Genomic DNA, 24620 nt, shown 5'->3' with positions numbered 1-24620 from the left:
ATCAATCCCATAAACTGAATGGCGATTCCGCTACGGGCGTCACCAGATCCGGCAGTGTGATATACAGGCCGGAAGGATACATAGCCCCCTGATCTGCCAGCCCCTGATTGGCTTCAAGAACCTGAGTCACTGAATCTGAAAGATTTTCAGTACCGTAATGCACGGCACAGATTGCATCCAGTACATCTCCGTCACGGGTTTGATAGATCGTCGGCATAGTGTTTTAGCGTCATCGTCCAGTTTTTGTTTCGGTGACCGCCACCCGGTAAAAACTTACTCGTCGTATCTGAAAAGTCGGTCACCACCCACCACCCCAGTACATCGCCTTCTCCGCTGACAAGCTGCTGGGGTTTCGCCTGATCGGCAAGATCAAATAAATCATTCACCCCTTCCACCCCTTTACGGAAAAAGGCATGAGACTGCCCTTCAAGCCTGACGGTACGCCCGGGCTTTCCGGTGTACTGAAGAAGGTCCTGTTTGCCGATGCGTTCCTGCTCACTCCAGCGCCAGCTGGCCTCACGGGTGAGCTGATGATAAGCCGCTGTATCAATCGAAAAGGCGAAATTCCCCAGCATCATCATCACGCGGGCTTCCTGCCCACCCCGTAATGCGCCTGCACCGCGCTGGCCGGAATCTTCAAATATCGGGATAATTTCACTCACCAGACAAGTCCTCCATCCAGAAGGCTGTTATCACCATTAAAGGCAGAATTGTTTTTCGTCACCGTGGTCACTTCATCGGCAATGGCTTTCTCATCCTGTCCCAGCGCGGCATTAATTTCGAAGTGGTACTCAAATTTGCGGTTATCGGTTATCTGCCGTGATGGCGGCTGCTTATCCAGTACATCCATTTTCTGAAGCAGACTTTCCCAGTAACCGCCCGTGCTCTCGTCTTTCAGAATCACCGGCTCAGCAGGTGAACTGTCTGTTGCAGTAACATTCCTGTCCTGCTGCCCGGCGGGAAAAAGGGGAACATTCGGATACTTATCCCCTGCGCGGGCGCTTTCTCCTTCCCCCTGGCTGTACGTCAGTACTGATGGTTCTCTTTCCCACTGACTGGCAGATGTTACCGGCTCATGCGCGTAATTATCCCAGGCTCCGGCACTGCTTTCCGGTTCCTCTTTAACGGTTTGCGCGACATGGTCCTTGTTTTGCTGTAGCGCCGCATTCCAGTTTAAAAGCGAGTCGCCGCCTTCCGGTGACAGATATTTATCAAGCGATTTGTTAAATGTTTCATCATCAGAATCAAAGCCAAACAATCCCCGGGTGGATTCCCAGGAGTGCTTAACTTTTTGCGGCAGGTCCGGGCGCTCTTTCAGTTGCTGGTCAAACCATTCCCCCTGTCCATTCTGGCTGGCCCTGAAACGCGCTCTTTCTATCCCATTTGCCGCAAGCGTTTTGAGTACGTCACGCTGATCATTTCGTTCATCCGGAAGTAACCAGGACAGTTTTTTAGCCAGCGCGTAAATAATTTTGCCGACAAAAACCACCCCCTGCCCGAACGACAGAACGCCGGGATAAAGGTCGTTTCGCAGGAAAGTCACAATGCGCTTGATCCCGCCACCTTTGAACCAGTCAGCAAGATCATTTGTCAGATTACGGATATCCGGCGCCAGTTCATTTCCCAGTTGCCCGGAAATTTCTGCAACCGCAGAAGAGAAAACAGTGCGGAGATTATTGATAGCCTGATTACCCGCAACCGCCCCATCAGCCCCCTCTTTGGTCACAAGGTTGTAGCGCCGCTGTTCGTCCATCAGATCGCGGTAGCTCCGGCCAGACTGCTTGATAAGCATCAGCAGTTTGCTCGCTTCCCCGCCAAGAAGAGAATCCAGTGCGAAGGAGGCTTTTGACTCGTCCTGAAGGCTGAGCGCCCGTTCAACAATTTTGTCAAACTGCGCCATATCGCTGAGCCCGGCAAAATCCCCCGCTTTGAACCCGAGCGTTTCAAACGCATCCTGCAGCGAGCCCTGCTTACCGTTCTGTTTATACTCCCCGGATTTGTGCAGATACTCTTCAAAGAGATCGCCAATGTTTTCCGCATTCATGTCGTACTGCTTCGCCAGAGAATCCCAGGCATTAAACGTGGCCACGTCCACGCCGTAACTTTTTGCGACATTAGTGCGGGTTGCCGTTTCAGCATTGGTGGCAGCTGGCGCTATCAGTGTGCCAAGAGCTGAAGCCACCACACCGCCACCGCCAATAGCCAGCCCGGATCCAAACATCCCGCCCACCTGCCCGGCGATCCCCAGACCGCGCCGGAACAGACCTTTACCGGCTCCTTTGAATGCCTGAATGCGCTGTGCTTTTTGCATCTGTACATTCAGTTTCTGCTGCTCCGCCTCCGTTTTGCGGATTTCCCTGGAAACATCGGTATAGCGGCGCTTCAAATCCCCCAGGCTTTCACCGGCCAGTTTGGCGCGCTTGATTTCTGCGGCCAGTCTGGTCTGGTCTTTTGTCAGTCGTTCAGACTGCTTTCCGACATCTTTCAGGCTTTTTTGCAGACCATCTGCAGATCGTTTCCATGAATTATCCAGGTTTCCGCCAAAGGTAATGACGGCCTTAAGGTTCTGGCTTATTCCGCCCACGGTTTATCGTCTCCAGTTCGTCGGTCAAAAAATCAGAGAAAGTGCTGAACGGCATATCGAGGTATTCCGCCATCGGAAAATGCAGTCGCCGCCCCAGAAATCTTATTGCCCGGAGGAGCCCGCCTTCGGTCGCTTCGCGGGCGGGAGCATAAAAACGTTAAAGGCATCCAGCAGCTGTGAGTAATCTGCCGCCGTCATCAGCCAGAGATCCTGTTCACTGAGATTGCACAGCAGCGCAATCATGCGGGCTTCTTTCTCTTCTTCGTTGCCGCGGTCTTTGGCATGAGTGATGCGATCGCGAACCAGCGGTTCACGCATGGTGACTTCATCGATCACGACCCCATTATCAAGTGATACGGGGGAATACAGTTTTATAACGCGGGTTTCACCAGGAAAGCTCATAGGATGCTCCATAAAAAAACGGCCCGCAGGCCGTTACAGTGGTGGGATAACAGTAAAATCAGAGACGCACTTTGGCAGCCAGGCCAGAAAGCACATCCACGCCATTCACCCGGCGGGCGAAACGCTCTGTGTCGATGGCGAACAGTTCGCGCCCGTCCAGTGACTGACGGTAGTAGCTGACGGCAATATCAACCGTCACGGCATTTTCGGAAAGCGTGTCCTTACTGCGCGCATCCGGCGTGACGGTCTGTACAAACCCCTCAATTTCCTCAACCGTACCGCGCGCAGTGCCGTTACCGAGATAGCCCTGATAAGCCGTAAAGCGTGAACGGCTGCCGCTGACAAAACCGAAGCTGGCCAGCATATCCGTATCTATCCCATAAAATTTAACCTGACAGGTCAGTGCTTCCATGCCGTCATCAACCGGGGTGGGCGCATCCTGTGCGCCGGTACGCAAATCCGTTTTAACAATAGCCAGAGACGGCGGCGTAAATTCATGCGCCCCCTGAATACGGATCCCCTGCCGAAAGAAGGTCCAGACGCGTAGTGTGTTTTTATCGCTCATGCTGCAAGCATCTCCTCAAGCGCATAGTTATTGTTCACCCGGACGCGCAGGCTGATAAGTTCAGTCGGCGATTTCGGACCAAAGTCATAGTTGATGTACAGGACACCCGACGCCATGGTTTCCGCTGTGTTCAGTTCTTCATCCAGCCAGGCCCGCCCACCGAATATGGCGCCAAGACCGACCAGTTGCCGCATATAGGCATTGATGGTGCCGATAATGTCGTCTGCATTTTCCCGATCCAGTGGGCGGTCAACATACTCGAGCATGGTTTCCTGAATGCTGTCCTCAATAACATCAGCAGTACGGCGGACAGATTCAAAACGCCACTGTGGATTGGTAGCACACAGACGGTTCCCCCAGTGTTTAAAACCCGCCCGGCGGATAATAGTGGACACGTTCTGCATGTTGAGCAGGTTTGCGTCGCAGTTTTCATCCCCGAGGATAAATTCATCGATCTGCTCAACACCGAGGATGTTGTTGATGTCCTGGTTTGACTTGCTCCACCACCAGCCTTTTTCAAAGTCGATGCGGGCGCGTAACCCGGCAGCAAACGCAGAGTAAGGCCGATAAACCAGCTGGCCATCTGCATCGCTTGCCTGGACCCGCGGGCGCAACAGTTCAGTTCGTGCGCCATAGGACTGGCGACGCTGTACCACTTCCTGCAGCGTCGCACCGGAGGCGCAGTCAACATAGGCAACGGCGCGCAATTTCCCGGCCACGGTTTCCAGCCCCTTACCAACCGCATCGTCCTCACTGAATCCCGGTGCAATCACAATACGCGGCTGGTACGTGGTAACAGATTTCGCTGAAGACAGGGTGCCGATCCCCTTCAGTACCGCAGCGCGTCGTTTTGCCACATCGTTTTCATCTGCCACACGCACCACCACCGTCAGCGCATTACGCTGATCGTTAATGTCTGTCAGTGCCTGTTTCAGCGTACCTTTTTCACCCAGGCGGGATAACAGCGTGGTGCCGACGACCGCCACCGGCGTATTGAGTGGAAAGGGTTCATCTTCACCCCCCGCCAATTGCAGGCTGAAAGGCTGGACAATCCCGTCACCGCGCCCGCTCGCACTGACTTTTGCGCCATCAACACCACCGACAGCCTCAGCAACGTCTCCGGGTTTAGCCGTGATAACACCGTGCTCATCACAACCCAGCGTGATTTTCAGTGTCAGCGATTCAGGATCCCAGCTTGCTGACGTCACAACCGCAGCAGGATTTTCGGCTGCCGGCTGTCCGGCCAGCGCAGCGACATTGATGACATTGCCTTCCCGCCCCTTAATTGTTGCAGTGAAGTCGATAACGTTATCGAGAATGGGTGTACCGGATGATCCCGATGCGGCTGTTCCCCCCGACGCATCAGGTGCCGTTCCCACCAGGCCGATAATGGCGGTCTGAATCGTGGTAACCGCCACCGTACCCGAGGTGAGTTCAATAGTTTCAACGCCATGTAACTGAGACATGTTTTTTCTCCAGGCATAAAAAAACCTGCCGCAGCAGGTCACATATTCTGATTAGGTTTATCGGTGAGCCCGCCGCTGTCGCCGCGGTGATCGTGGTTGTTAAAGACTTCACGTATCTTGCTCATGCTGCCGGATTTGTCCGTTATCTCCTTTGACGCCCCGATATTCCCTGCAACCGACGTGTCAGCATTAATCCAGGTTTTGCCCTGAACTGTCAGGGTATCGGTAATTTCAACCGGACCATCCAGCGTGCCTTTACCGACAATTTTGTAAGTTCCACCATCAGCCAGCGTAATCGTCAGGGCATGCGCGTTCCTGTCATAACGGATCTCGGTCCCGTCGCTGTAACGGGTAATGTGCTCGCTGTCACTTCCTTCCGGCACAGGCAGCTTTCCCGTGTTCCAGCCAGGAAACACCCGTCCGTTGTTGAGCTCTCCGGCTTCGGACAGGACCGTAACCGCATCCCCCACGGCATAAGGATTTGAATCCGCCCGGTTGGTTCCTGAAAACCCCTGGCACAACGGCAGCCAGGTCGTGATGATATCCCCCAAATCCACCCGGCATTTTGGGATGCGATCGTGCCTGACGGAATGGATAACGCCGCGCCGGACAAGGTTCGCCAGTCTGCGCTGCAGGTCGCCTGCGATATCACTCATCGGGCTGAGCCTCCTGGATAAGCTGATAGTCATCCACATGATTACGGCCCGTATCAGGTGCAGCACCCAGCCAGGCCTGCTGCAGAGGCATGCCATTGTTTGCAAAGGGGTCAGTACCAAATGCAGCCGCCTGGGTGAATGAAATACGCCAGACCAGATAATCATCCATTCGCGGATCAAACTCATCACGTTCAGCCGTGGTGAAAACCGCAGGCTCAATATGGCCCAGACCAAACTGCTGCCCGTCAATCCATTGGGTAATATCGGCCGCAGCGGTTCTGACAAAAATCTCAGGCTGACTCACACCCGATCCGGCAGCATCCACCACCACGAAGAGATCACAGGTTAAATTAACGCCCAGTTGCCCCTCATTACCTCCGCCCTGTTCCCAGCTGTTAATCGAGAAATACACCGCGGGCGTGGTCAGGCCCGAAAAGCGGGGAACATTTCGTTCCGGATACGCACCGGCATCACGCACCCATCCGATTTTTTTTAATGCGTCAGTCACGGCATCGTGATACCGCCCCAGCAACAGTGGCTCGGCCATCGTTCGTTACCTCAGACAGAAATACGGGCTTTTACGCGCCCGCGAATGTCGGTTTCAAAGTGATGCATAAAAATCTCCATCGCTTCCGCAAATGCGTTGTCCTCGATGTAGTTCAGCATCGGTTCGTAGATATCCATTTCTGCTTCGCGTGTCCGGCGGGTCAGGGGATCGCGAATAACCACCGTCCGGCGATTATCCCGTTTTGAACGGGACACCTCCCCGTTTTCAAACGACCGTTCGCTCAGCAGATTACCTTTTGGGGAAAATCCGGCGTTTTCTGCCTGGCGACGCGCTTTAATAAAACGCCCCGTGTTGCGATCACGCCGGGTATGGTGCGGTCGCAGCCGCCCGTTGATTCGTCCTTTAAGGTCTTTCACCTTAATGGCATTCAGCCCGAACCAGAGCCGGAAGTTATCCAGTTGCGATCCCCTGTCCAGACGAAAAGACAGCAGACGGCGCCGGACCAGATCCATACTGCGTGGGGCCAGCCCGTCTTTCAGATCCGCCATCGCTTTCTTTCGCAGCGTGGCGGCAGTACGCCTGAGCGCGCGCGAGTATGCTGCACGGAACTGTTTTTGCGTCGCACCGATACTGTCCGCAATTCGCCAGATAACATCCACATCAATATCGACGGGTAAATCCCGCCGCAGTCGAGACTCCCGCGCCATATCAGCTCCATTTATCGATCTGAGGCTGTGTTTTGCCGGGTTCCCCATATGCCAGCGTGACGCGGGTCCGCCCTTCTTCATCCGCGCCGATATGTGTCACCCGGTAAGGGATGGTATTGATCACCACACCGTCATGTTTTTCGAGACCGGAAATATCCGCAGTCATTGCACTGAACGCCGGGGAATGGTTCTGAATTTCCCCGCCGCCCGGTACACCCGACAGTGCATCCGGTGATTCAAAAATCACGGTCACCAGACGCGGGCCTTCACCCGTTTGCAGGCATGCAGGGACTTCTTCGGCAAACGCCCGGTTAATCCGGGCATCTGCTTTAGCCAAACGCTCCCGGAACCGGCTCATCAGAACCCCAGGCGGACGGCAACATCAGCATCATCCGCCTCAGCTGCTCCCCAGGCGGAACCAACAACCGGGTTTGGCGTTGCATCATCGCCTTTTGCCACCGTCAGCTTGCCGCCAGCCAGATACAGTTTCTGGCCTGCCGCAATTTCTTCTGCCGCTTTAGGCAGGACAAAAACACCGGTCATATGCAGTATTCCCCACTCGCCAGCAGGAATATCGCTGTGTGCCACCCCGGCAATTCCGCCGACCGCCACCAGCGCACCGGATGAAACGGCATCAACACCCACATTGTGATAATCCAGTGTGGTACCGTCCTGCTGATAGTTATTCGCCATGTTTTTTCTCCATAAAAGGAAAAGGCGACCAGCGCCGCCTTCAGGGATAAAAAAACCGCCAGGCGGCGGTCATTATTTTTTGGTGACTTTAACCAGCCCGCGCCAGTCGAGCGGAGCCACCCCCGCATCAATGCGCACCTTGAATGCGGCGCCGTCCACAGTGAAGCCCTGCTGCTGTTCCAGATATGGCGTGTCGATACCGTCGAGATACGCCACTTCAATGGTGTCGCGCCCCTGCGCAGCAGTCAGGTAATAATCGGTCGGGCTGCTGTCATCCAGGCGGGCCTCAGAAGCCACGGTCACAAAGTTCTGGATCGGGTTAACGATCCCGCTGTTCGCGTCTGCACCCGGTACACTGGCGGATTTAATCAGCTGATTTGCCCGTGACTCAATTGCCACTGGCGTCAGCATGTAGGCCGGACGAATATTCAGACGGCGATCGCCGGATTTTTGCAGCAGCATTGCCTTACGCGCAGTATCCAGCCCTTCAATAGTCAGATCGGCTGTAACAAGGTTGCCGTGATCGGCGTGGAACAACGGCTTATCGTCCGACATTTTCGGGTTGCTGGTCAATACCGCCCAGACCAGATCGCCGACAGTGGCTCGCGCAGCAAGCCCCATTGCCTGAGGGATACGCGTCAGCATATCCAGGTCGTCGTTGATAATAGTCTGGCGGTCAATGCTGAAAAGCTCACCATAGGTGGCCAGTGCAATAGGCTCACCACGATCTTTAATGGTGACATATTTATATTCCGCCCCGGCGCGAACCTTACGCAGCGATGCCAGTGATTCCAGGCCAACGCGGTGCGCGGTTTTGAAATCGGTCAGTGTGCCTTTACGGGTCCACTGTTCGAATGTTTCGCTGGCCTCATCCCAGCCAAGCAATGCCGCCTTATGTGCCACATCCATCAGGATATTGCCGAAATCGCTGCTGCTGTGGGTGAACGCCAGCCCAACCATCGCCTGTGCGGTACCGACACCAGAAATACCGATACCACGATCCACCAGCGAGGCGCGGGCCAGTTCGCGCAGGGTATACCCGTTGTAGGCGTTATCTTTTTCCGCCTGCGCATAGCCCGCACGGTTCATCACCGCCGCACGAATGGAATCACCAACAATGTTCCCGTTACCCGCATGGATGTGAACTGCACCCGGACCGGCACTCGGGGTAGTGCCTGCCGCCAGCGCATTGAGCAATTTGGTGCGGGCCTGTTCCGCTGAGCAGGAAATATCCGTGATGCATTCTGCTTTCAGCGAGCCGAAAGCAGGAAACGCATCAAACACAGCGGAAACGGCGCTTACTCGTTCAGTATTCGCCGCCTGCATCTGCTGCTGGAGCTGAGCGGCCAGCGCGGTAATGTCGATATTTCCTGCCAGCGGTTGCTGGGTGGGTTGATGTGCCGGTGGGGTATTTGCGGCCTGCGGCACCGGGTTTTGTGCGGGTTGCGGCTGACTTGCAGGGGCTTCGGCACGCGGCCCAAAAAGGTTGTTAATCTGTTCTGGCATATTCTGGTAATCCTTCAGTTTATTTTGATTCACACAGGCCGCGGCCTGCAGTTCTGGTTCAAGCGTGTCAGCGAAACCTTTTTCCACCGCCTCCGCGCCATTAAGCCAGGTTTCAGCTTTCAGCATCGCCTCCAGTTCTTCCTGCCCCAGCCCGGTCTTGTTCATGTAGGCACTGAGCATCAGCGCTTCATTACGATCAAGCCAGGCAGCGTAATCACGCATATCATCGGAATCCCCGGCGATCCCGCCCCACGGCTTGTGTACCATCAGCCAGGCGTTTTCCGGCATATGCACCGTGGCACCGGGCAGGCAGACAATCATTGAAGCCATACTGGCAGCCACGCCGTCCACCCAGATATCCAGCTTCGCCTTCAGACGGGACAAGGTGTTAAAGATGGCAAATCCCTGCATCACATCGCCGCCCGGGCTGTGGATATGCAGATCGACGGCGCTGGCATCAAACACCCCGGCCTCCTTACAGTCGGAGACGAACTGCTGAGCGGTAATCCCCCAGCCGCCGATCACGTCATAGAGAAATATTTCCACGCGTCCTGCAGCCAGTGCGCGAATCTCATACCAGCACTGACCGTTTGCGGCATCGATACCAGCCACACTGGCGCGGGGGTTAATCATCGTCCCGTGACGGGGCGGGCTTATCATTTGCTGCATCAGGGAGCACTCCTTTATCGTTGGCGGCGTCTGAGTCGAACACCAGCCCGTTTTCTCGGTTGAATTGGGTTTCCCGGAGACGCTGACGTTTCACCTCCTGCGGATTCTGACCACGTGCGCGCGTCCATTCGGCTTCTGTGCCTGCCCCCCCACGGACAATTGCCTTCCAGGCAGCAGCCTCTTTTCCCGGATCAATCCATGGCATGACTGGCCCAAGATAGAGCGCGTTGTAAAGGGATTTTTTGTCGACATCTTTGGGGATGGTAACGCCGCTGAGCAACGCCATTGCCAGCCAGTTTCGGTATACAGGACGGCTTTGCTGCCCAACAAACCACTGCTGCAGCACGTTGTAACCTTCAAAACTCTCTACCAGCTCCTGCCGCTGTGAACTGTAGGTACCGTTGTAATCCCGCGCGATGCTGGAATAACTGCCACGTGTCCCCGCCGCCACAGCGCGCATCTGACCGTTCCTGAACTCATACAGATGAACATTCGGGCGATTCGACTCCACCATGCCCAGATCCTCGCCTGGCTTTAGCTCGTCATAAATCATCCCCGGCGCAATATCGTAATGGCGCTGTCCACCCGGTGTTGAAAACTCGGTTTCTGTATCAAGAGACTGAGCATCCCCACGTTTGATATAGAAACCCAGCGCCGCCGCAATACGTGCCGCCACGCGCTCACTCTCTTCATAATCCTTAATATCGGAGAGCCGGGTGATCACGCCATGGATGAGGCTGATCCCCCTTAACTGGTGAAGCCGTTTACGCATAGCCAGGTGCAGCATGCTGTCAGCCGAAACAGTTTTTAAATCAGCATTGAGTCCGGCAAAACTGGCAGGATGGTTCTTATAAACTCTGTAGCCCGTCGGTCGCCCCCAGGCATTGACAATAATCCCCTGGCGGATCTGCTGCCCGGAGGTACTGTTCAGGTTAAACGGAACAAAATCCGCCTCCAGCAGTTCAAGAGAAAATGGTACCTGGGTTGAATGCTGCAACCCGGCTACATTTCCCCGTACCATCTGTGTAAACACTTCACCATCACGCAGTGCTGAACGTAACAAAAGCCGCTCGGCTTCCGGACGGGTAAACATCCCGGTCACTTCCGGACGAACCGACCATTCCGCCCAGAGTGCCGAAAGCTGCCCGGCAAAATCGGAATGGAGATTGCCCTCCAGATCGAGTGGCTGAGGCTCAACATGGATGCCGTGGGCACCAATTACCCGGTCTTCCATTTTGTCAAACAGGCCGATCACGAGGTCATGGTTTTCATCGAGCCAGCGGGCCTGTTCCCGCAGGGACTGGCCTGCTGCAAATACCGAGGTGTCCGCAGACTGGCTTTGCTTTTTGGCCTTGTGCAGCCGTGACGGGTTGGCCGCTTCATACGCATTAAGCCGGAGTCTGTCCCGCGCGCGCGCCGCTGCCCACCCGGGGGAAATAGCCCCCAGTGTTCTTTCAAGAATGCCCATAGAACGCCTTACAGAAAGTTAGCGAGTTTGTACGAACCACCACGGCTGTTGACCGCCCGCCAGCGACGCTCCCAGTATTCAAGCTCGTCGCGCAGCGCTTTCGGGTCGTGGTTGGTAATGGCGCGGCCATTTACGCCGGTGAAGGAGATACTCTTGCCGTCCAGCGAATCCTGGTAGGCCTGGCGCACCATCAGCAGCGTTCTCCAGATGTCGTCTTTCGTCACAGCCAGCCTCCCTTACCGGAAGATCCCAGCCAGCTGCCGGACAGTCCGGCGCCCTTTTCAGGTTCAGCCTGGACAGGCGACTGAACGGGTTTTGTTTTTTTCACAGTTATCTCCCGGGGGCGTTCCCCTTCATGAATATTTGGGTTGAGATCCTGCGGCTCAGCCCATGCAGGGGGTTTTTCCCAGTCACGAATTTTTTCGTAGCCGCGCAGAACCGCAACGGCGTGGGCATAGCAGAACAGGTCAAAGGCTTCGTTGGCGCCCTTGCCAGGCTTGCGCCATTTGCCGTCCACGCCGCGCTCTTCGTAGGTCAGTTCCTCGTAGAACCATTCCCCCAGCCAGTCGGGAAAATGGATATAGCCCGCACCGGGGGTCTCACGGTCCAGATTGTTGCTGAGCTGATCCTTGAGCAGGTCGGTCTGCAGCAGATACACCGGCACTTCGCCACGCGCATCGGCGCGACGGTCGCTGCGTTCGGTATTATTTGGATGGGTTTTAGTGATGATTTTCTGGCGCTTTGTGCTGTCGCCTTTGACCAGGTAAACACGTTTACCCAGGCCATCCCGGCGGCACTGGCGCCAGAATTTATAGGCGTTATCGGTCACGCCTTCCTCACCGCCGCTGTCGACGGCCATGGCCAGCACCGGCATACGCCGCGTCGGGTCAGACTGAAGCGCATAGGTTTTTTCCAGCACATCGGAGACCAGCAGCTGCCAGTCCTCCGGATACGCGCCGGGGTGGATCGGCTCCGCCTCACCATGCTCATTGCAGCGCAACGACTGGCGGATGTTGTAGCGATCCACCAGCCAGCGTTCACCGTTTTCGCCATAACCGATAATCTGCACGACGAAACGGCGCTTTTTGCCGCCCTGGACGTCCACAGCCGCCAGCAGGAAACGTACTTTTGGCGGGACCAGCCGTTTACCGTAATCCTCCGCGCGAAGCATCAGCGCATCGGCGCGTCGCTGTTCGCTGGCAGAGCGCGGCAGGTAAGGCAGCCCCCAGTCGGTATTGATCACCGCCTTAAGGGTTTCTTCGCTGCCGGTCGCTTCATACTCCTGCTCAGCGGTCAGCAGTTTGTACACCAGCTGTGCCCATGTCTGGTACGCGGCTGCCGGGCCTTCCATCCAGAAAGATGCAATGCGAGATCGCCGTGGCTCACCGGAAATATTGCCGTCACGGTCAATACTCTGACCTTCACGCAACCAGACTCCCACCCCGTTCAGCTCGCGTTTTTTGTCTGCCGTGATAATGCCGTTGCAATGCGGGCAAAGCAGATGGGCCGCCTCACTAGCTATTACCGGGTCTGGCTCTTCGCGGTAGCCGGTCATGGCCGACATTTCCGGCTGAAAATATTCACCACAATGCGGGCACGGCCAGTACCACCGACGGCGATCGCCACGGTTGTACAAAGAAAGCGCGCCTGTCGTTGGTGGCGCTTCATGGGGAGACTTGCGGCGCCATTTGCTGTCACGGATGTCCCGGCCCGGCGAACACTCCACCAGGGTCATCCCTGCGGACATAAACGTCGTGGTACGTTTGGAGGCCAGAGTAAAACCGTCACCCTCGCCGTCAATGTCCTCAGGGAAGCGGTCATAATCCGTGAGCGCCACACATTTAAAATCTGACGAGGACATGATGTTGATGGAGGGCCAGCCAATCTTCAGATAGTTCCCGGCAAGGAAGGTCCTGTCATGCACGTTGTTGTCGTTGCGTAACGGGCTCAGCCGCTTTGCCACTTCCGGGCTGACACGAAATGTTCTGGCAAGACGTTTTTTGGAGTGTTCACGCGCTTTCTCTTCCGTCATCTGTACGACCAGCATATCGGACGGGTCGCAGACGATGTTGTACACAACCCAGCCATCGACCAGACCGATGGTTTTCCCTGTTCGGGCTGGACCAACAAACACCACCGCATCGTATTCACGCATCGCGAGGCAGTTCATCGGCTCAATCACATAAGGGGCGACGGCAGGGTCCCACGGTACAGAGTTACCGGCCCCCATGGGTACGCGCATAAATTTTTGAACCGCCTCAGCCACAGGCATACGGCGCGGGGCTTTGAGAATGGCGGAAGCGTTACGCCTGACTTCCGCTGCCGTGGCCTGTCGCATGACTTACTCCTCTTCTGGCGTATCCTCCTGTTCCGGTGAGTCGGCCTGCTCAACTTTGAGGGCTATCTGATCGCGCAGATCGTCAATAACCTGCTGCACCCTGACAACCGCAGAGGGCGTCATTGCGCAATCTCGTTCAAGAATGTCGGGTAACGTCTCCAGCACCTGAACCATTGCTTTTGCCATGGAGGAAAACTCTCTGGTCGCTTCTGATGCAGGGATAAGCTCACCTGTTTCCTGCTGAAACTTGAGCCGTTCTCGCTCAGACTGAAACCACGCTTTACGATCAGGTGGAAGCATTTTGTCAACGTCCACCAGGTCCGGTGCTGTGGAGCGCGTCAGCAGTTCCCGAAGAATATCGGTGACGGCATAAAGCTTGAGTTTCGGATTGCTGCCTGGTGCCGGCTGAACATTTGCGAGCTTGCTCGCGACCGTCTGGCGGTGCAGATCGGTGATGGCTGCCAGCTGATTGATGTTCAGCCGGAAATTTTTCAGTTCGTTATCCATGATGGTGAACAAAAAATAGGCATTTCGACATCCTGAAAATTATCAGGACTGAAATATCAAGAGGTTAAATGGATGATGATGAAACCCATAAAATGCAAAAAACTAGCCGTTTTCCGCGTGTCCTCGCCCCCTCGGTGTTCAGAATCGCCAGGAGTACCTTTTGAAAATGAGAAATATTGTCATTTGAGTGCATAAAAAAGCCCCGCTATTGCGAGGCCTAGGGTTATTTGTATCGCGACCCACTACCTGTGAATGACAAACAGCGATTTACATTTAGGGCAAAGTAACGCCTGTTGCTGGCGTACTTTCGTGGTCGAGTGTATGGATTTATGTCCGCATATCGGGCACATGACAGTCATATTGGCTGCAAGCCCAACACGCTGCATTGCATAATCGAAAAATGACATGGTGGTTAACCTTTCAATGAATGGGGTTTATTATACCATGCATAGCTCAATTATTAACCAATCATCATCGCATGCTTGATGCCATTTAGCTTTGTCACAGGCATTCACTAAATGCCTGTGACATCAGGAGAAGGAGATACCCAAATTAACCAACACGGCTTTCTTTCCCTCAATACGGCGGTCAAGTTCGGCCACTGCATGTGGGCGTATAGCCTCAAGAAAGGCATTATCTTGATAGGCGGACTGGATTGTCACACCAAGCCCGGCACCACTTTCCAGTATACCTTTCAGCCGCTGTAGTTCTTTTATCTCGTTATTGATGTAATACGCTTCACTTAGGTTCTCTGCGTTCACGGGCAGACTCCTTCTTGCAGTTAACCTGCACTGATTTGTTATGCGCCAGGATGTCGCGCTTCGTCTGCTTATCCAGCACATCGATATCGTGGTCAGTCAGGTAGATGATGCGCACCCAACTGCACGCAGTATCAACCACCACCGGGGCGGGAGAATTGTTCGCGCAGCTCACGATCAACGTCGTCATCAGGCATGTGATTAACAGTCTGCTGGGCATTACTGGCCTCTTTAGTGACTTCAGCTTTACGTTCTGCCACCGCAACGGTCGCCGCTGCGTTCTCTTCGGTGCGCTGCTTGTCTGCTTTGGCTTCCGCTTTACTGGTGCCGCGCGCATGGCCGAAACCAAAAGCACCAGCGATAACGGCAATCACCGCTGCGGCCAGCCCGATAATCATTTCAATTCCCATAGCAGCCTCACACCAGCACGGCTTTTTCCAGATTGAACCGACGACGGCGGTCATCAAGACCGTTTTTACCGCCGTTGATGATGATCGTGATACGTTCCACATCGCCGGAATACACAAGGCATCCGCTGGTGGCAAAGAACCACGCTGCGGAACGCGCTGCATTTTCGTCCTGTTCCAGCAATTCCGGCTGCGTAACCAGATCAAGTTTTAGCGCCAGACCGCATTTGCGATAGTTGCTTAACCCTGTGATTTGCTTCAGCCCGCGCCCGCGATATTTCCACCCGTCACCGGCAACCTGGTTGCCCAGGTTCTTTTTGCCCCACTCGCCGCCATAAACCAGGTTAGCAATCGCTTTCTGATTTGCCGATTGCGTTGCCGTTCTGCCGAGCGCGGCAGCCTGCTGTGCCGTGATACGGTGCTTGCCGAATACGGGAACAAGACGATCGGCTGCGTAGTTCAGGCTTTCCACCAGCTTTTCATACCCGCCGGACTCATGCCCCATCTGCGCGATGAACATCGCATGATCGAGCGGCGCAGTGATGCCAAACTCCTTCATTGCTGCATCAATGTGCGGAAACCAGCGCGCAGCTAATCCGGCGCTTATACCAGCCGCCTGCTGAAATTGTTGTTGATTCATTAGTGCCTCAGATGATCAACCAGACGTGCAACGTTGCCTCTGACGGCCACCAGCACGGACAGGAAAATGATGTTGGCCCCAATCGTGGCCCATGAAGAATGAGGGTAAATGCCGCACAGATAGGCCAGTGGCACTGCACTGTAAGTCACAGTGATCAACCATGCCAGACGCGATACCCACGGACGATGCCGGGAATCACCCCGGCGGTAGAACATCAGGGTTATTACCACCCCTGCGCAGAGCAGCGCGTTAACAGTTGCTGACGGGTCATTTAGTACCACCTGAACCTCCCCGGCGCGTTATCAGCGCCACCAGCGAGTCGACATCCTGGTTATTCAGAAACGTCAGGATTTTGACAGCTAAAGCAGAAACGATTACGGCTCCGATAGCGTCCAGAGGCTTATCACTGTAACCAGTCCAGTCAGCCAGCTTTGAACCAACCAGCCCTGAGCAGATGATCCCGGCAATGTAGGACACGACAAAATACGCCAGCCGACGTGCTGCGCTAAGGTCCGCAGCCGTTGCTATATAAAATACAGCCCCGGCAAATGCGCCAAATACCACGCCGTAATCGGTTCCGGAAAGAAATCCATAGACGCTGGCCCCCGTCAGGACACCACCAGCCAGCCCAGTACCGGAAATCGGATCGGACATTTAGCCCCCTCTTAATTGCTGTGAGTCCTCTCAGGAATGAAGGGAAATAGGTTCAGGCTTCACGGGCTGGATTTGTCAACAAAGCACGTAGCGGATGATTCCCGTGAGCCTGATATGAAAAAGGCCGCCATGCGGCAGCCTCGAAATGAATACGGTTGTTACATTGATGGAGTAAGTGGAGTCTTAAGCAACTCTGATACTTGAACAATACCTACATAATGAATCCTGCCCCCCAGAATCATTAGATTGAAAGCGCAAATAGTATGAAGGTACCAATTCGTAAGTTTTGCCAGCCAAGACACATTTTTTTTTGTCCCAGATACTAAACTTCCTGCCGAACAAAAAACAAACAGGATGGCTAAAATGTACAACTCTATTTTAGTACCAATTGATGTTTCTGAGACTGACTTAACACGGCAAGTTATCCCCTATGTTCAGGCTCATTCTGTATTAAATACTGCTAAAGTACATTTTCTAACAGTAGTTCCCACATTGCCTTATTACTCATCTTTAGGTCTGGCATATTCAGCAGAAATGCCAAAATTAAAAGACATTCAGCACGCTGCATTATTGAAACTGGATGAAATCGTGAAGCAATTCAAAATCCCTGCGGGAAAAACCCAAACACATGCAGCCGCTGGGTCACCAAAGGATCAAATACTTAATCTCGCTAAATCAATCGATGCTGACTTAATCATTATTGCCTCACATCGTCCAGACATTTCAACCTACCTCTTAGGATCGAATGCAGCCGCCGTTGTCCGACACGCTGGTTGCCCTGTACTTGTAGTTCGATAAGAAATGAATCGCCACGCGCTTAGATGACATTCCGTTAGCTAGAATTACACTATCAAAATGCAAGAAAAAGGCCCATTCCATGGAGTGGGCCTGAAAAGAAGTATTTTGATTAACGTGATGCCGGGTGCCTCCCGGTGGACCTTTGGCTGACAAACCATGACCCGTGTGCACTAAGCATGTCATTCCATGACTTTGTTTACTGTCAGTTTCACCCCTCCGCTTAGGGGGATTCATCACAATTACGTCAAAACGAGAGCTTTTACTAGATGCTCTATAACTTTAGAACCAATAAGAAAAACCTGCAATCAAACAGCACTATTATTCTAAAAGGATCAGACTTCACGGGCTTGATTTATCAACAAAGCACGTAGAGAGTGATACCCGTGAGCCCGAAATGGAAAAGGCCACCATGCGGCTGCCTCGAAGTAAGTGCGGTTGTTTATATAGGTGGAGTAAGAGGACCTTCAAACACCTCTGCTTCACCGTTATGACAAATGTCATCGCCTCTGGTCAGATGCCAGACACCTGTGATTGTTTTACCCGTTTCCAGATCATCAACAGTGTCATTCGTGTAGTACGCCACCTGTACAACACCGACATGCTGAATCCAGTAGTAACCTTCTTTCATAAGCTCCTCCGCGATACTCAGCAGATAGTTTAGAGTGGTACAAATAATGCTGTGGTGCAGGAAGCCACAACTTAACCTTTGCTAATAAAGTAATTTCGAAAGATGACGATAATGGGTAATAAATGTAAGCCCGGAGGAACCACCATGAGTATGACAGTTAGCACTTTGAGTCAGGACATACTGCAAAGCACAGTAAAACAAGCACCTTCAAGTACTGGCAACTCTGTTTCACAACAAATTCAAAACCTGAAAAAACAAATTGGTGAGTTGACAAAAGAGCTCAGCGCCATGGGTTCAAAAATAAATGAAGTAACTTCCGAAGATGAGGCAAAACTGCTTAAACAGCAGATGGAAATGATTCAAAGGCAAATCGAGTCTATATACGCAAAAATTGCTCAATTACAAAAACAAGAAGCAGAAAAAAACCAAATGGTATCGGGAGCATTACCTACGGTAAGTGACAAATCAGGTTCGAACGTTGCAGGGAATAATACTAAAAATATTGATGTCTACGTTTAGCAGCTACCCCCAACCATTTTTCCTTTGAGTTAAAAACGAAAAAGCACTGGAGCGTTGTGAGAACTTGTTTTCAAGTTAACGATTCAGCACGGCGATATGACAGGGGTACTGGTGTAATACACCTCGCGAATACCCCTGTCGTATCGCCGGAAAGCAAAAACCCCGCGCTGGCGGGGTTCTCGTTATATTCAAATTGTTCGCTTTTCGTCGCTGCCATCGTGGCGCAGCTCTGCCAAGCATGAATGGATTATCTAACTTTCTGGGTAGTTTTCAATACCAGACACAAAAAACAGCACAAAAAAGCAAAAATATTATTCCTTGCTTTCCAAAAGTGCTTTCGCTGACAAGAACACCTTTGCTCTGAAAATCTGTAAACACCACTTCACTCGCTCTCTGGCCTTTTCTTGTGTCAGCCATGGCGCAATCGCCTGCAGTTCCCGGGTTATGTCTGAGACTTTTTTTCGGGTGGTGTAATACTGAAGACCAACAACATAAACCGGATCGTTTATATCCAGCGCCTGCAGTACGCATTGCTCAACAAAATCGACATCGTCACTATGCAGGGCCTCGTCAATTACACTGGCGGGTGACTGGGGCCAGAGAATGCTGTGTGCCCTGTTCATTGCCTGCTGTCCACGGAATCCCTCTTCTCTCGCCTGATTTAACGCAACGGTGAATCGCTCGAGTGCCTTATCTGACCAGTTCCGTCCCTTAAGCACATTCCAACACGCATGTCCTCGCGGCAAACGAGGAGCAGTTTTTCCTCCCACACCTTCCCCCCAGGTAGTGAGCAGGGATTTAATCCATCCGGACTGGATCCCCGTCAGGAGGATACATTTACCGAGCCAACTTTTACGCGGCGCAGATGCTGCTTTACCAAGTGCTTCAAAATGATTGCGGCGTTGACGTGGTGTCATCCTGTTTTTCTCCTTACGCCAGAACACCGAGCCCGTAAGCCCGGTCCAGCACTCTGATAATCATTACCGGCTGAGGTACATGCTTTCGCTCAAACTTCACCGGGTCGTTATGTAGTTCTGTATGGCACTGACGACACAAAGGGATCGCGAAAATATCATGCGCCTTCGTTGCCATACCTCCCTGCCCCCAGCCAATTAAATGGTGTGGGTCATCGGATGGTTTGCCGCAGCATTCGCAGGGCTGTGTTTTAATCCATTCCAGATATCGGGGGGCCGTCCAACGGATACGCTTTGGACGTTTCATATAGGTTTGCGGGGACTCAGGGTCGACCAGAACACCAACTACAGGCTTAACCTCAGGCACCTGCGCTGGTGGCATGTTCACGGTTACTGTGCTGGCTTTGGCTGTAATGATGCTGGTGGCGGTTACACCCGGCTCGACGTCGCATTCATGCATGACTGACTGATGATCTTCCGAAGGAATACGAAGCGCCCGACTGGCTACTGATTCGGGAATTGCGTCGGTAACCCCCATACGCACCGCCCACCAGCATAGCTCCGCCAGCGACAGTTCTCTGGAAGGATCCTGATTCAGTGCCACCATGATGCTGTTGATAATCCAGCTAATAACATTACATCTCGCCAGCTCTGCAAGTTGTTCGCTGTAATGGTCACGCAAATGGTTATCACAATGTCCACACAGAAGAACCGATCCGGGTTCATGACGCAGAGTGGTTAACTCGTGATAATGGTAATCGCTGTGTGGCCACTGGCAGCAGCTACCGCCATAACGCAGAAGCCAGTAATCAAGGCCACTCAAACCACCAGCAACCTTAATAACTTTTTCATCCAGGAAGAACGGTCGCAGCGACTCGTCACACGCAAGCGGCTGGCGAACGTCAGGAACACGGCCAGCAGGCAACCGTTCCATACCTGCCGGCTGGCTTTCCACCAGCACACGTTCACAACTGAATAATGACATCAGCTTACTGCCCGGCTTGAGCAGCACAATTCCAAGCTCACGCGCAACCACCGGCTTCAGCAGCGCCCTCATTCTGCAATCTCTCCGATAATTATTTGTCCCTTCTCTCCCCATAATTTTGTGACGCGTGAATCCCAGATGTGAGCGTCATCTTCGTAAATGGCATCCATCAGAGCTTTCATCATGTTGTCAAAATCAGGTTTTGTCTGGTGTGGTTTACCGTTGAACTCAGTCCGTTTCTTATTGCTCCAACTCGCTGGCATAGGAAGAATGAAGGTGACATGCGAACCGCTTTCCGGCAGCTCAACACCCTGCAGATGAACTTCATCACAGAAAGCCCGGTAACGCAGAACCTCGGGGCGCTTTTTCCATTTATCAGCGCGAGTCATCCTGGGCTTGCCCATTGGGGTGATATCGTAGACTTTCACATTCACCTCCAGATCCGTTGTTGCCAGGTTCTGTCCTGACGCGGAGGCTTAGATACTTCTGGCAAGAACGCGCTGATCGTCCAGTGAACGAAGTCATTATCCAGACTACGCTCGGTCTTAATCTGCTTTGCGTGATAGCGGGCTTCCAGTTCGTCAGCCTGCTCAGTGGTGAGTTGGGTATGTTGAAACCAGCTTTTCTTCATAACGCACCTCTGGATGCGGTAAAAAGAAAATCGCTGGCGTTAGTTAACGTCAGTATGTGGGATTGCTTGAATTGATCTTGCGCCATGGGCTTTTCTCCTGTGGCGCAGCAGGTATAGGTTGTTCAGGCCTATGACGGGAGTGTAACAGAATTCTGAGTAACGCGATAACCAGCCCTTTCCAGCATCTGAGTAAACAACGTAGGTGTACCAATAATTTCATTATCCTGAAGAGGCATGAAAGACACCATGCTACCGCGACGATACATCAGGGCGCGCTCACACTCAGGAAATGATTGCAGCCTGGCAACGATGACTCCATCGTGACATCTGATGACTGCGTAGCCTTTTTTGGGCAATTCTACTTTTTCTTTCACTTAAACTCCCCCATGCAATCGGGATAAAGTAATACCCAAAAAACTAATAAAACCAGTCGTCAGCGCTTTCCCAGGTCTCCTGGAGGATTTCCTCCACCTTCGTTTTATCGCCCTTATCGCCACCAAAAACTGTCAAGCTATCACCGCCAGCCGTGCGGATAACTAGAGAACAATTTCCATATTGATTCTGAAGTCGCTTAAGCAGCTCTTTCTCAAGTGCGGGTATGGCTCCGCGCGGCAGGTCTTTTGATTTGTTGATCGTAAGTTCTACCTTCATAATTCCCTCTACATCAAAATACTGTACATTAATACAGTATACCTATTGAATCTCATATTCAAGTGGTTAATAGCACTTTTTGCCAAAGCCATGCCGTTGTATACACTGAGCTTTTCCTAGCATTAGGGATTCACTAAATCTGAGTGGCAACACTGTATAGATAAGAAAAAACCCGCCGGAGCGGGTTAAAGATCCAGAGATTAAATAGTTTAAAGGCTGTATTCAAAAACTAATTAACCATCAGGCGTAGGGCTAAATCATTCGGGTAGGGGTCAAAATAGTTCTGAGTAAGCAAATAGCGATCTGGATATTCAGCCAGATAGTGCTTTAGCAAAGTAAGTGGAGCGAGTATCGGCAAGAGTCCACTGCTATAGTTGAGAATAACGTCACGCAGTTCTCCGCGCTGACGTGTATTCAACTGGTTACGGAAGTATCCCTGGATGTGCATCAACACGTTGGTATGGTTTTTCCGTGAGGACGGCTTCTTGAGGATTGCCATTAACTTTTCTCGGTAAAGAACAAAAAATGCTTCCAAATCATTCCACTCATGCATCGAAGCAACAAAAGGCCCAATTTCACGATAGCCTGCTTGGTTATGAGCCAAAAGCTGGAGCTTATAGCGACTATGGAAACTAAGTATCCCATGACGCGTAAGGCCATTAGCCCTTAAGATGTTAAGTTCATTGAGAGCAAAGATGCGCTCGACAAAATTCTCCCTCAGTACCGGATCGTGCAAACGTCCATCTTCCTCAACCGGCAACCACGGATATGCTTCCATTAACGCACCAGTAAAAAGGCCCGTGCCTTCTTTCCGCCCACGATTTCCCATTTCGTCATACAACCTCACTCTCTCCATACCGCAACTCGGTGATTTGGCACAGACAATAAAGCCAGACAAGGTGCTAAGCCCTCGGATATATGGAGTTGTGAATTCAGTCATTTTGTCAGTTATATCCTCACCAGGCTCGTGACTAAAACGCATGCGAATATAACCTTCATTGGTTTGAACCAGGCGCAATGCTGGGCGGGGAACAGATAAACCAATGGACATCTCCGGACAGACAGGCTTGAAAGTTACCCACTGAGCCAGTTCATCCATCGCAAACCCCATTCGTTTATGGCCGCCGTCGAACCGCACAGCTGTTCCGGTCAAGCATCCGCTAATCCCGATAGCTGGTTGAGTGTTCATATCGATACCCTCGTTAATTCAATGCCCACTTCGCGAAAGGAAAATCGTGACTGTTCAAATGATAATACCTAATCTATTTATATCATTCTTATTACAGATAAGCATAACCATGAGGACATCGCCAGCGTAATGAAAAGGAATCAGATAGAGCCGTAAAGTTGAGGTTCCTTCACTCATCCTTAAATCTTACGCCTACCACTAGCAGGACATGCTCAACGTCGAGTAGTGAAAGCCATGTTCCGCCGTTTTTCGGTTGTCATGCTGGCATCCTCCCCACGATATCTATAACCCGGCGCATAACTGCACTTCCCCGAAAATCTGCAGGTAACTCAATAACAGGTTTACTCGATCCGTATGAAAAACGCTGGAGATCGAAATCAATCACAGCCTTCCGATCCCTGAACAAACCAAGACGACCGTAACGAATGAGTTCGCCGCGTTCGGCTGCGACGCGGAAATACTTCTCAGCAGTCTGACGATGCAGCGACAACATCTGTGATGCCTCGCTAACGGTTAAGCGTCCACGGATTTTCACCTCTTCAATGATCACCCGAATAAGTGCCGCCTGCTCTTCTGGTGTATTTGGTCTTGGCATGCTGATCATCTCCGGGCCATACGTAGACATTCATTACGTTGCTGCGCTATACGTGACACTTCAGCTGAACTACGGGCAATGTCTAACATGTCGGTATATACCTTTGCCGCGCGCCGCCAGAGTCCCCGTGACTTAAGGTCTTTCGCCATTTTCTCCGCTAATTGCGTTTCAGCCGGATCGCTTTTCTCTTCCATGAAGGGCAGCTTTACGTCAGGTAATTCTGCATCCGGAGAGATGTTATAAACATACTGAGTTCCGTTGTGAGTGCGCAGGACTGTGCCGCTGACAGTCAGCGCGCGCAGAAACTTACCAGCGGTACCGGATGGAATATCCAGCGCTTCACACACATCACGTAATACGCAGTTCGGGGTATGGCGTACCACTATCGCTACCCGATCTTTCTGAGAGATTTCTATGGTCATTGGTCAATACTCGTTTTGGTTACTTCACGACCCGTAAGTGGGTCACATTTTTTCGATAACTTCCCCAGGCGAAATTTACCCAGATACCGTCATCCATGGTTAAGCGGTCCATGACCCGCTCACCCAGAACTTTTGATAATTCGTCATAATTCAGGTTTGTAAGTACCCCCACTGGTTTCATTGACGCCATACGGCGATCGATTATCTGATTAAGTAATACCCACTCATTGCGCGTATCACGTTGAACACCAACCTCATCAAGAACAAGCAAATCAACCTTGCACAAATCATCCAGCAAATCGGACTCAGACTGGCCCTCGTCATAGCACTTGCGGGTGCGAAGCATCAAATCAGGTATTGTCACGACCAGAACGGAATAATCGTGCTGAAGCAGGTAGTTCCCGATTGCCGCGGCAAGATGATTTTTCCCTGTTCCGCAACTGCCGCTGAATATAAAACTGGTAAAGCCATTCCCAAAGTTATGGGCGTAGCTCTTTGCCATCGTCAGCGCGTGTTTCTGCCCGTCGTTGCTCACCTGGTAATTTGCAAATGAGCACCCCCTGTGCAACTCGCAGATCCCTGAGCGCCCAAAAATCCTTTCTGAACGGTTACGCTGATTTTGTTTTTCCAGCTCAGCTGCGCGCTTTCGCCCTTCTTCCTGCTGCCAGGCCATTAACTCCTGACTGCTGGTAAATTTCGGCTGAACACCTGCAGGCATGAGATTACGCAGACGGCCAAGCAAATCATGCGTCGATTTCAT

General features: G+C 52.5%; 36 protein-coding genes. 2 read left to right on the top strand and 34 right to left on the bottom strand.

Features of this window, described 5'->3' with window-relative positions; genetic code table 11:
• Window position 1: 1 nt before the first annotated feature.
• The 23 genes from SK36_RS07465 to SK36_RS07365 all read right to left on the bottom strand — a co-directional run bounded on the left by SK36_RS07465 (window position 2) and on the right by SK36_RS07365 (window position 16528).
• Entirely contained in the window at window positions 2-217 is a 216-nt protein-coding gene (locus SK36_RS07465) for a tail protein X (RefSeq protein ID WP_016150410.1), read from the bottom strand.
• Complete coding sequence (locus SK36_RS07460) at window positions 192-662, bottom strand: phage tail protein (protein ID WP_082138865.1); 471 nt, start codon at window positions 660-662, stop codon at window positions 192-194. Before SK36_RS07460 ends, SK36_RS07465 begins: the two co-directional genes overlap by 26 nt.
• Window positions 659-2584 carry a hypothetical protein gene (locus tag SK36_RS07455; protein ID WP_048221197.1) on the bottom strand — a complete coding sequence of 642 codons (1926 nt, stop codon included), beginning with the start codon at window positions 2582-2584 and terminating at the stop codon, window positions 659-661. The genes SK36_RS07460 and SK36_RS07455 overlap by 4 nt, the downstream gene beginning before the upstream one ends.
• A 102-nt stretch (window positions 2585-2686) precedes the next feature.
• The gene (locus SK36_RS07450) at window positions 2687-2986 is read right to left on the bottom strand and encodes a phage tail assembly protein (RefSeq protein WP_032943852.1); all 300 of its coding nucleotides are present in this window, start codon (window positions 2984-2986) and stop codon (window positions 2687-2689) included.
• Between the two features lie 58 nt (window positions 2987-3044).
• Window positions 3045-3551: a phage major tail tube protein gene (locus SK36_RS07445; RefSeq protein WP_016150414.1), complete on the bottom strand. Its 507-nt coding sequence runs from the start codon at window positions 3549-3551 to the stop codon at window positions 3045-3047.
• Window positions 3548-5017: a phage tail sheath family protein gene (locus tag SK36_RS07440; RefSeq protein ID WP_047357976.1), complete on the bottom strand. Its 1470-nt coding sequence runs from the start codon at window positions 5015-5017 to the stop codon at window positions 3548-3550. The genes SK36_RS07445 and SK36_RS07440 overlap by 4 nt, the downstream gene beginning before the upstream one ends.
• 38 nt (window positions 5018-5055) lie before the next feature.
• Entirely contained in the window at window positions 5056-5673 is a 618-nt protein-coding gene (locus tag SK36_RS07435) for a phage baseplate assembly protein V (protein ID WP_048221196.1), read from the bottom strand.
• Window positions 5666-6220, bottom strand: a complete 555-nt coding sequence (locus SK36_RS07430; RefSeq protein WP_048221195.1) for a hypothetical protein — start codon at window positions 6218-6220, stop codon at window positions 5666-5668. Before SK36_RS07430 ends, SK36_RS07435 begins: the two co-directional genes overlap by 8 nt.
• A gap of 11 nt (window positions 6221-6231) precedes the next feature.
• A complete protein-coding gene (locus tag SK36_RS07425; protein WP_040230738.1) occupies window positions 6232-6888 on the bottom strand; it encodes a hypothetical protein in 657 nt (218 codons plus the stop codon).
• Between the two features lies 1 nt (window position 6889).
• Window positions 6890-7246 carry a head-tail joining protein gene (locus SK36_RS07420; RefSeq protein WP_040230736.1) on the bottom strand — a complete coding sequence of 119 codons (357 nt, stop codon included), beginning with the start codon at window positions 7244-7246 and terminating at the stop codon, window positions 6890-6892.
• A complete protein-coding gene (locus tag SK36_RS07415; protein ID WP_048221194.1) occupies window positions 7246-7581 on the bottom strand; it encodes a capsid cement protein in 336 nt (111 codons plus the stop codon). Before SK36_RS07415 ends, SK36_RS07420 begins: the two co-directional genes overlap by 1 nt.
• A gap of 72 nt (window positions 7582-7653) precedes the next feature.
• The gene (locus tag SK36_RS07410) at window positions 7654-9756 is read right to left on the bottom strand and encodes a ClpP-like prohead protease/major capsid protein fusion protein (protein ID WP_048221192.1); all 2103 of its coding nucleotides are present in this window, start codon (window positions 9754-9756) and stop codon (window positions 7654-7656) included.
• Entirely contained in the window at window positions 9713-11224 is a 1512-nt protein-coding gene (locus SK36_RS07405; protein WP_048221190.1) for a phage portal protein, read from the bottom strand. Before SK36_RS07405 ends, SK36_RS07410 begins: the two co-directional genes overlap by 44 nt.
• An 8-nt stretch (window positions 11225-11232) precedes the next feature.
• The gene (locus tag SK36_RS07400; protein ID WP_048221188.1) at window positions 11233-11448 is read right to left on the bottom strand and encodes a hypothetical protein; all 216 of its coding nucleotides are present in this window, start codon (window positions 11446-11448) and stop codon (window positions 11233-11235) included.
• Window positions 11445-13562, bottom strand: a complete 2118-nt coding sequence (locus tag SK36_RS07395) for a phage terminase large subunit family protein (RefSeq protein ID WP_048221187.1) — start codon at window positions 13560-13562, stop codon at window positions 11445-11447. Before SK36_RS07395 ends, SK36_RS07400 begins: the two co-directional genes overlap by 4 nt.
• 3 nt (window positions 13563-13565) lie before the next feature.
• Window positions 13566-14069: a DUF1441 family protein gene (locus tag SK36_RS07390; RefSeq protein WP_048221185.1), complete on the bottom strand. Its 504-nt coding sequence runs from the start codon at window positions 14067-14069 to the stop codon at window positions 13566-13568.
• A 242-nt stretch (window positions 14070-14311) separates the two neighbouring features.
• A complete protein-coding gene (locus SK36_RS24975) occupies window positions 14312-14476 on the bottom strand; it encodes a YnfU family zinc-binding protein (RefSeq protein ID WP_219725564.1) in 165 nt (54 codons plus the stop codon).
• Window positions 14477-14599: 123 nt separating this feature from the next.
• Complete coding sequence (locus SK36_RS07385; protein ID WP_048221184.1) at window positions 14600-14830, bottom strand: hypothetical protein; 231 nt, start codon at window positions 14828-14830, stop codon at window positions 14600-14602.
• Window positions 14808-15017, bottom strand: a complete 210-nt coding sequence (locus SK36_RS24970; protein WP_072161081.1) for a hypothetical protein — start codon at window positions 15015-15017, stop codon at window positions 14808-14810. Before SK36_RS24970 ends, SK36_RS07385 begins: the two co-directional genes overlap by 23 nt.
• Entirely contained in the window at window positions 14962-15237 is a 276-nt protein-coding gene (locus SK36_RS07380) for a hypothetical protein (RefSeq protein WP_048221183.1), read from the bottom strand. The genes SK36_RS24970 and SK36_RS07380 overlap by 56 nt, the downstream gene beginning before the upstream one ends.
• Before the next feature lie 7 nt (window positions 15238-15244).
• Complete coding sequence (locus SK36_RS07375) at window positions 15245-15874, bottom strand: glycoside hydrolase family 19 protein (RefSeq protein WP_048221182.1); 630 nt, start codon at window positions 15872-15874, stop codon at window positions 15245-15247.
• Complete coding sequence (locus tag SK36_RS07370) at window positions 15874-16155, bottom strand: phage holin family protein (protein WP_072161082.1); 282 nt, start codon at window positions 16153-16155, stop codon at window positions 15874-15876. The genes SK36_RS07375 and SK36_RS07370 overlap by 1 nt, the downstream gene beginning before the upstream one ends.
• Complete coding sequence (locus SK36_RS07365) at window positions 16142-16528, bottom strand: phage holin family protein (protein ID WP_048221181.1); 387 nt, start codon at window positions 16526-16528, stop codon at window positions 16142-16144. Before SK36_RS07365 ends, SK36_RS07370 begins: the two co-directional genes overlap by 14 nt.
• 363 nt (window positions 16529-16891) lie before the next feature.
• Here SK36_RS07365 and uspF point away from each other — a divergent pair, with 363 nt between their 5' ends.
• Complete coding sequence (uspF, locus tag SK36_RS07360) at window positions 16892-17326, top strand: universal stress protein UspF (protein ID WP_048221179.1); 435 nt, start codon at window positions 16892-16894, stop codon at window positions 17324-17326.
• A 439-nt stretch (window positions 17327-17765) separates the two neighbouring features.
• On the opposite strand, the gene SK36_RS07355 is transcribed toward uspF, so the two are convergent.
• Window positions 17766-17954, bottom strand: a complete 189-nt coding sequence (locus SK36_RS07355; protein ID WP_048221178.1) for a hypothetical protein — start codon at window positions 17952-17954, stop codon at window positions 17766-17768.
• 144 nt (window positions 17955-18098) lie between these two features.
• Here SK36_RS07355 and SK36_RS07350 point away from each other — a divergent pair, with 144 nt between their 5' ends.
• Entirely contained in the window at window positions 18099-18473 is a 375-nt protein-coding gene (locus SK36_RS07350) for a FlxA-like family protein (RefSeq protein ID WP_048221177.1), read from the top strand.
• 311 nt (window positions 18474-18784) lie between these two features.
• Here the strand turns inward: SK36_RS07350 and SK36_RS07345 are convergent, their stop codons facing one another.
• From SK36_RS07345 to SK36_RS07300, 10 genes are all read right to left on the bottom strand, one after another.
• Window positions 18785-19390, bottom strand: a complete 606-nt coding sequence (locus SK36_RS07345; RefSeq protein WP_048221176.1) for a hypothetical protein — start codon at window positions 19388-19390, stop codon at window positions 18785-18787.
• Between the two features lie 13 nt (window positions 19391-19403).
• Window positions 19404-20444 (bottom strand): DUF968 domain-containing protein, encoded by a 1041-nt coding sequence (locus tag SK36_RS07340; RefSeq protein ID WP_048221175.1) that lies wholly within the window; start codon window positions 20442-20444, stop codon window positions 19404-19406.
• Window positions 20441-20800 (bottom strand): RusA family crossover junction endodeoxyribonuclease, encoded by a 360-nt coding sequence (locus SK36_RS07335; protein WP_048221174.1) that lies wholly within the window; start codon window positions 20798-20800, stop codon window positions 20441-20443. Before SK36_RS07335 ends, SK36_RS07340 begins: the two co-directional genes overlap by 4 nt.
• Before the next feature lie 2 nt (window positions 20801-20802).
• Window positions 20803-21003, bottom strand: a complete 201-nt coding sequence (locus SK36_RS07330) for a hypothetical protein (RefSeq protein WP_048221172.1) — start codon at window positions 21001-21003, stop codon at window positions 20803-20805.
• Between the two features lie 128 nt (window positions 21004-21131).
• Complete coding sequence (locus SK36_RS07325) at window positions 21132-21377, bottom strand: hypothetical protein (protein WP_048221170.1); 246 nt, start codon at window positions 21375-21377, stop codon at window positions 21132-21134.
• Between the two features lie 43 nt (window positions 21378-21420).
• The gene (locus SK36_RS07320) at window positions 21421-21654 is read right to left on the bottom strand and encodes a DinI-like family protein (RefSeq protein WP_032943871.1); all 234 of its coding nucleotides are present in this window, start codon (window positions 21652-21654) and stop codon (window positions 21421-21423) included.
• A gap of 229 nt (window positions 21655-21883) precedes the next feature.
• The gene (locus tag SK36_RS07315; protein ID WP_047357956.1) at window positions 21884-22843 is read right to left on the bottom strand and encodes a YbgA family protein; all 960 of its coding nucleotides are present in this window, start codon (window positions 22841-22843) and stop codon (window positions 21884-21886) included.
• A gap of 256 nt (window positions 22844-23099) precedes the next feature.
• Window positions 23100-23438: a DUF977 family protein gene (locus SK36_RS07310; RefSeq protein ID WP_047358009.1), complete on the bottom strand. Its 339-nt coding sequence runs from the start codon at window positions 23436-23438 to the stop codon at window positions 23100-23102.
• Between the two features lie 5 nt (window positions 23439-23443).
• Entirely contained in the window at window positions 23444-23860 is a 417-nt protein-coding gene (locus tag SK36_RS07305) for a PerC family transcriptional regulator (protein WP_048221169.1), read from the bottom strand.
• A 19-nt stretch (window positions 23861-23879) separates the two neighbouring features.
• A complete protein-coding gene (locus tag SK36_RS07300; RefSeq protein ID WP_047357954.1) occupies window positions 23880-24620 on the bottom strand; it encodes an ATP-binding protein in 741 nt (246 codons plus the stop codon).

It is taken from the genome of Citrobacter sp. MGH106, from assembly GCF_001037495.1.
Classification (GTDB): Bacteria; Pseudomonadota; Gammaproteobacteria; order Enterobacterales; family Enterobacteriaceae; genus Citrobacter; species Citrobacter murliniae.
Note: the sequence above shows the minus strand (reverse complement) of the source record. Positions and strands in the feature narration are given on the sequence as shown.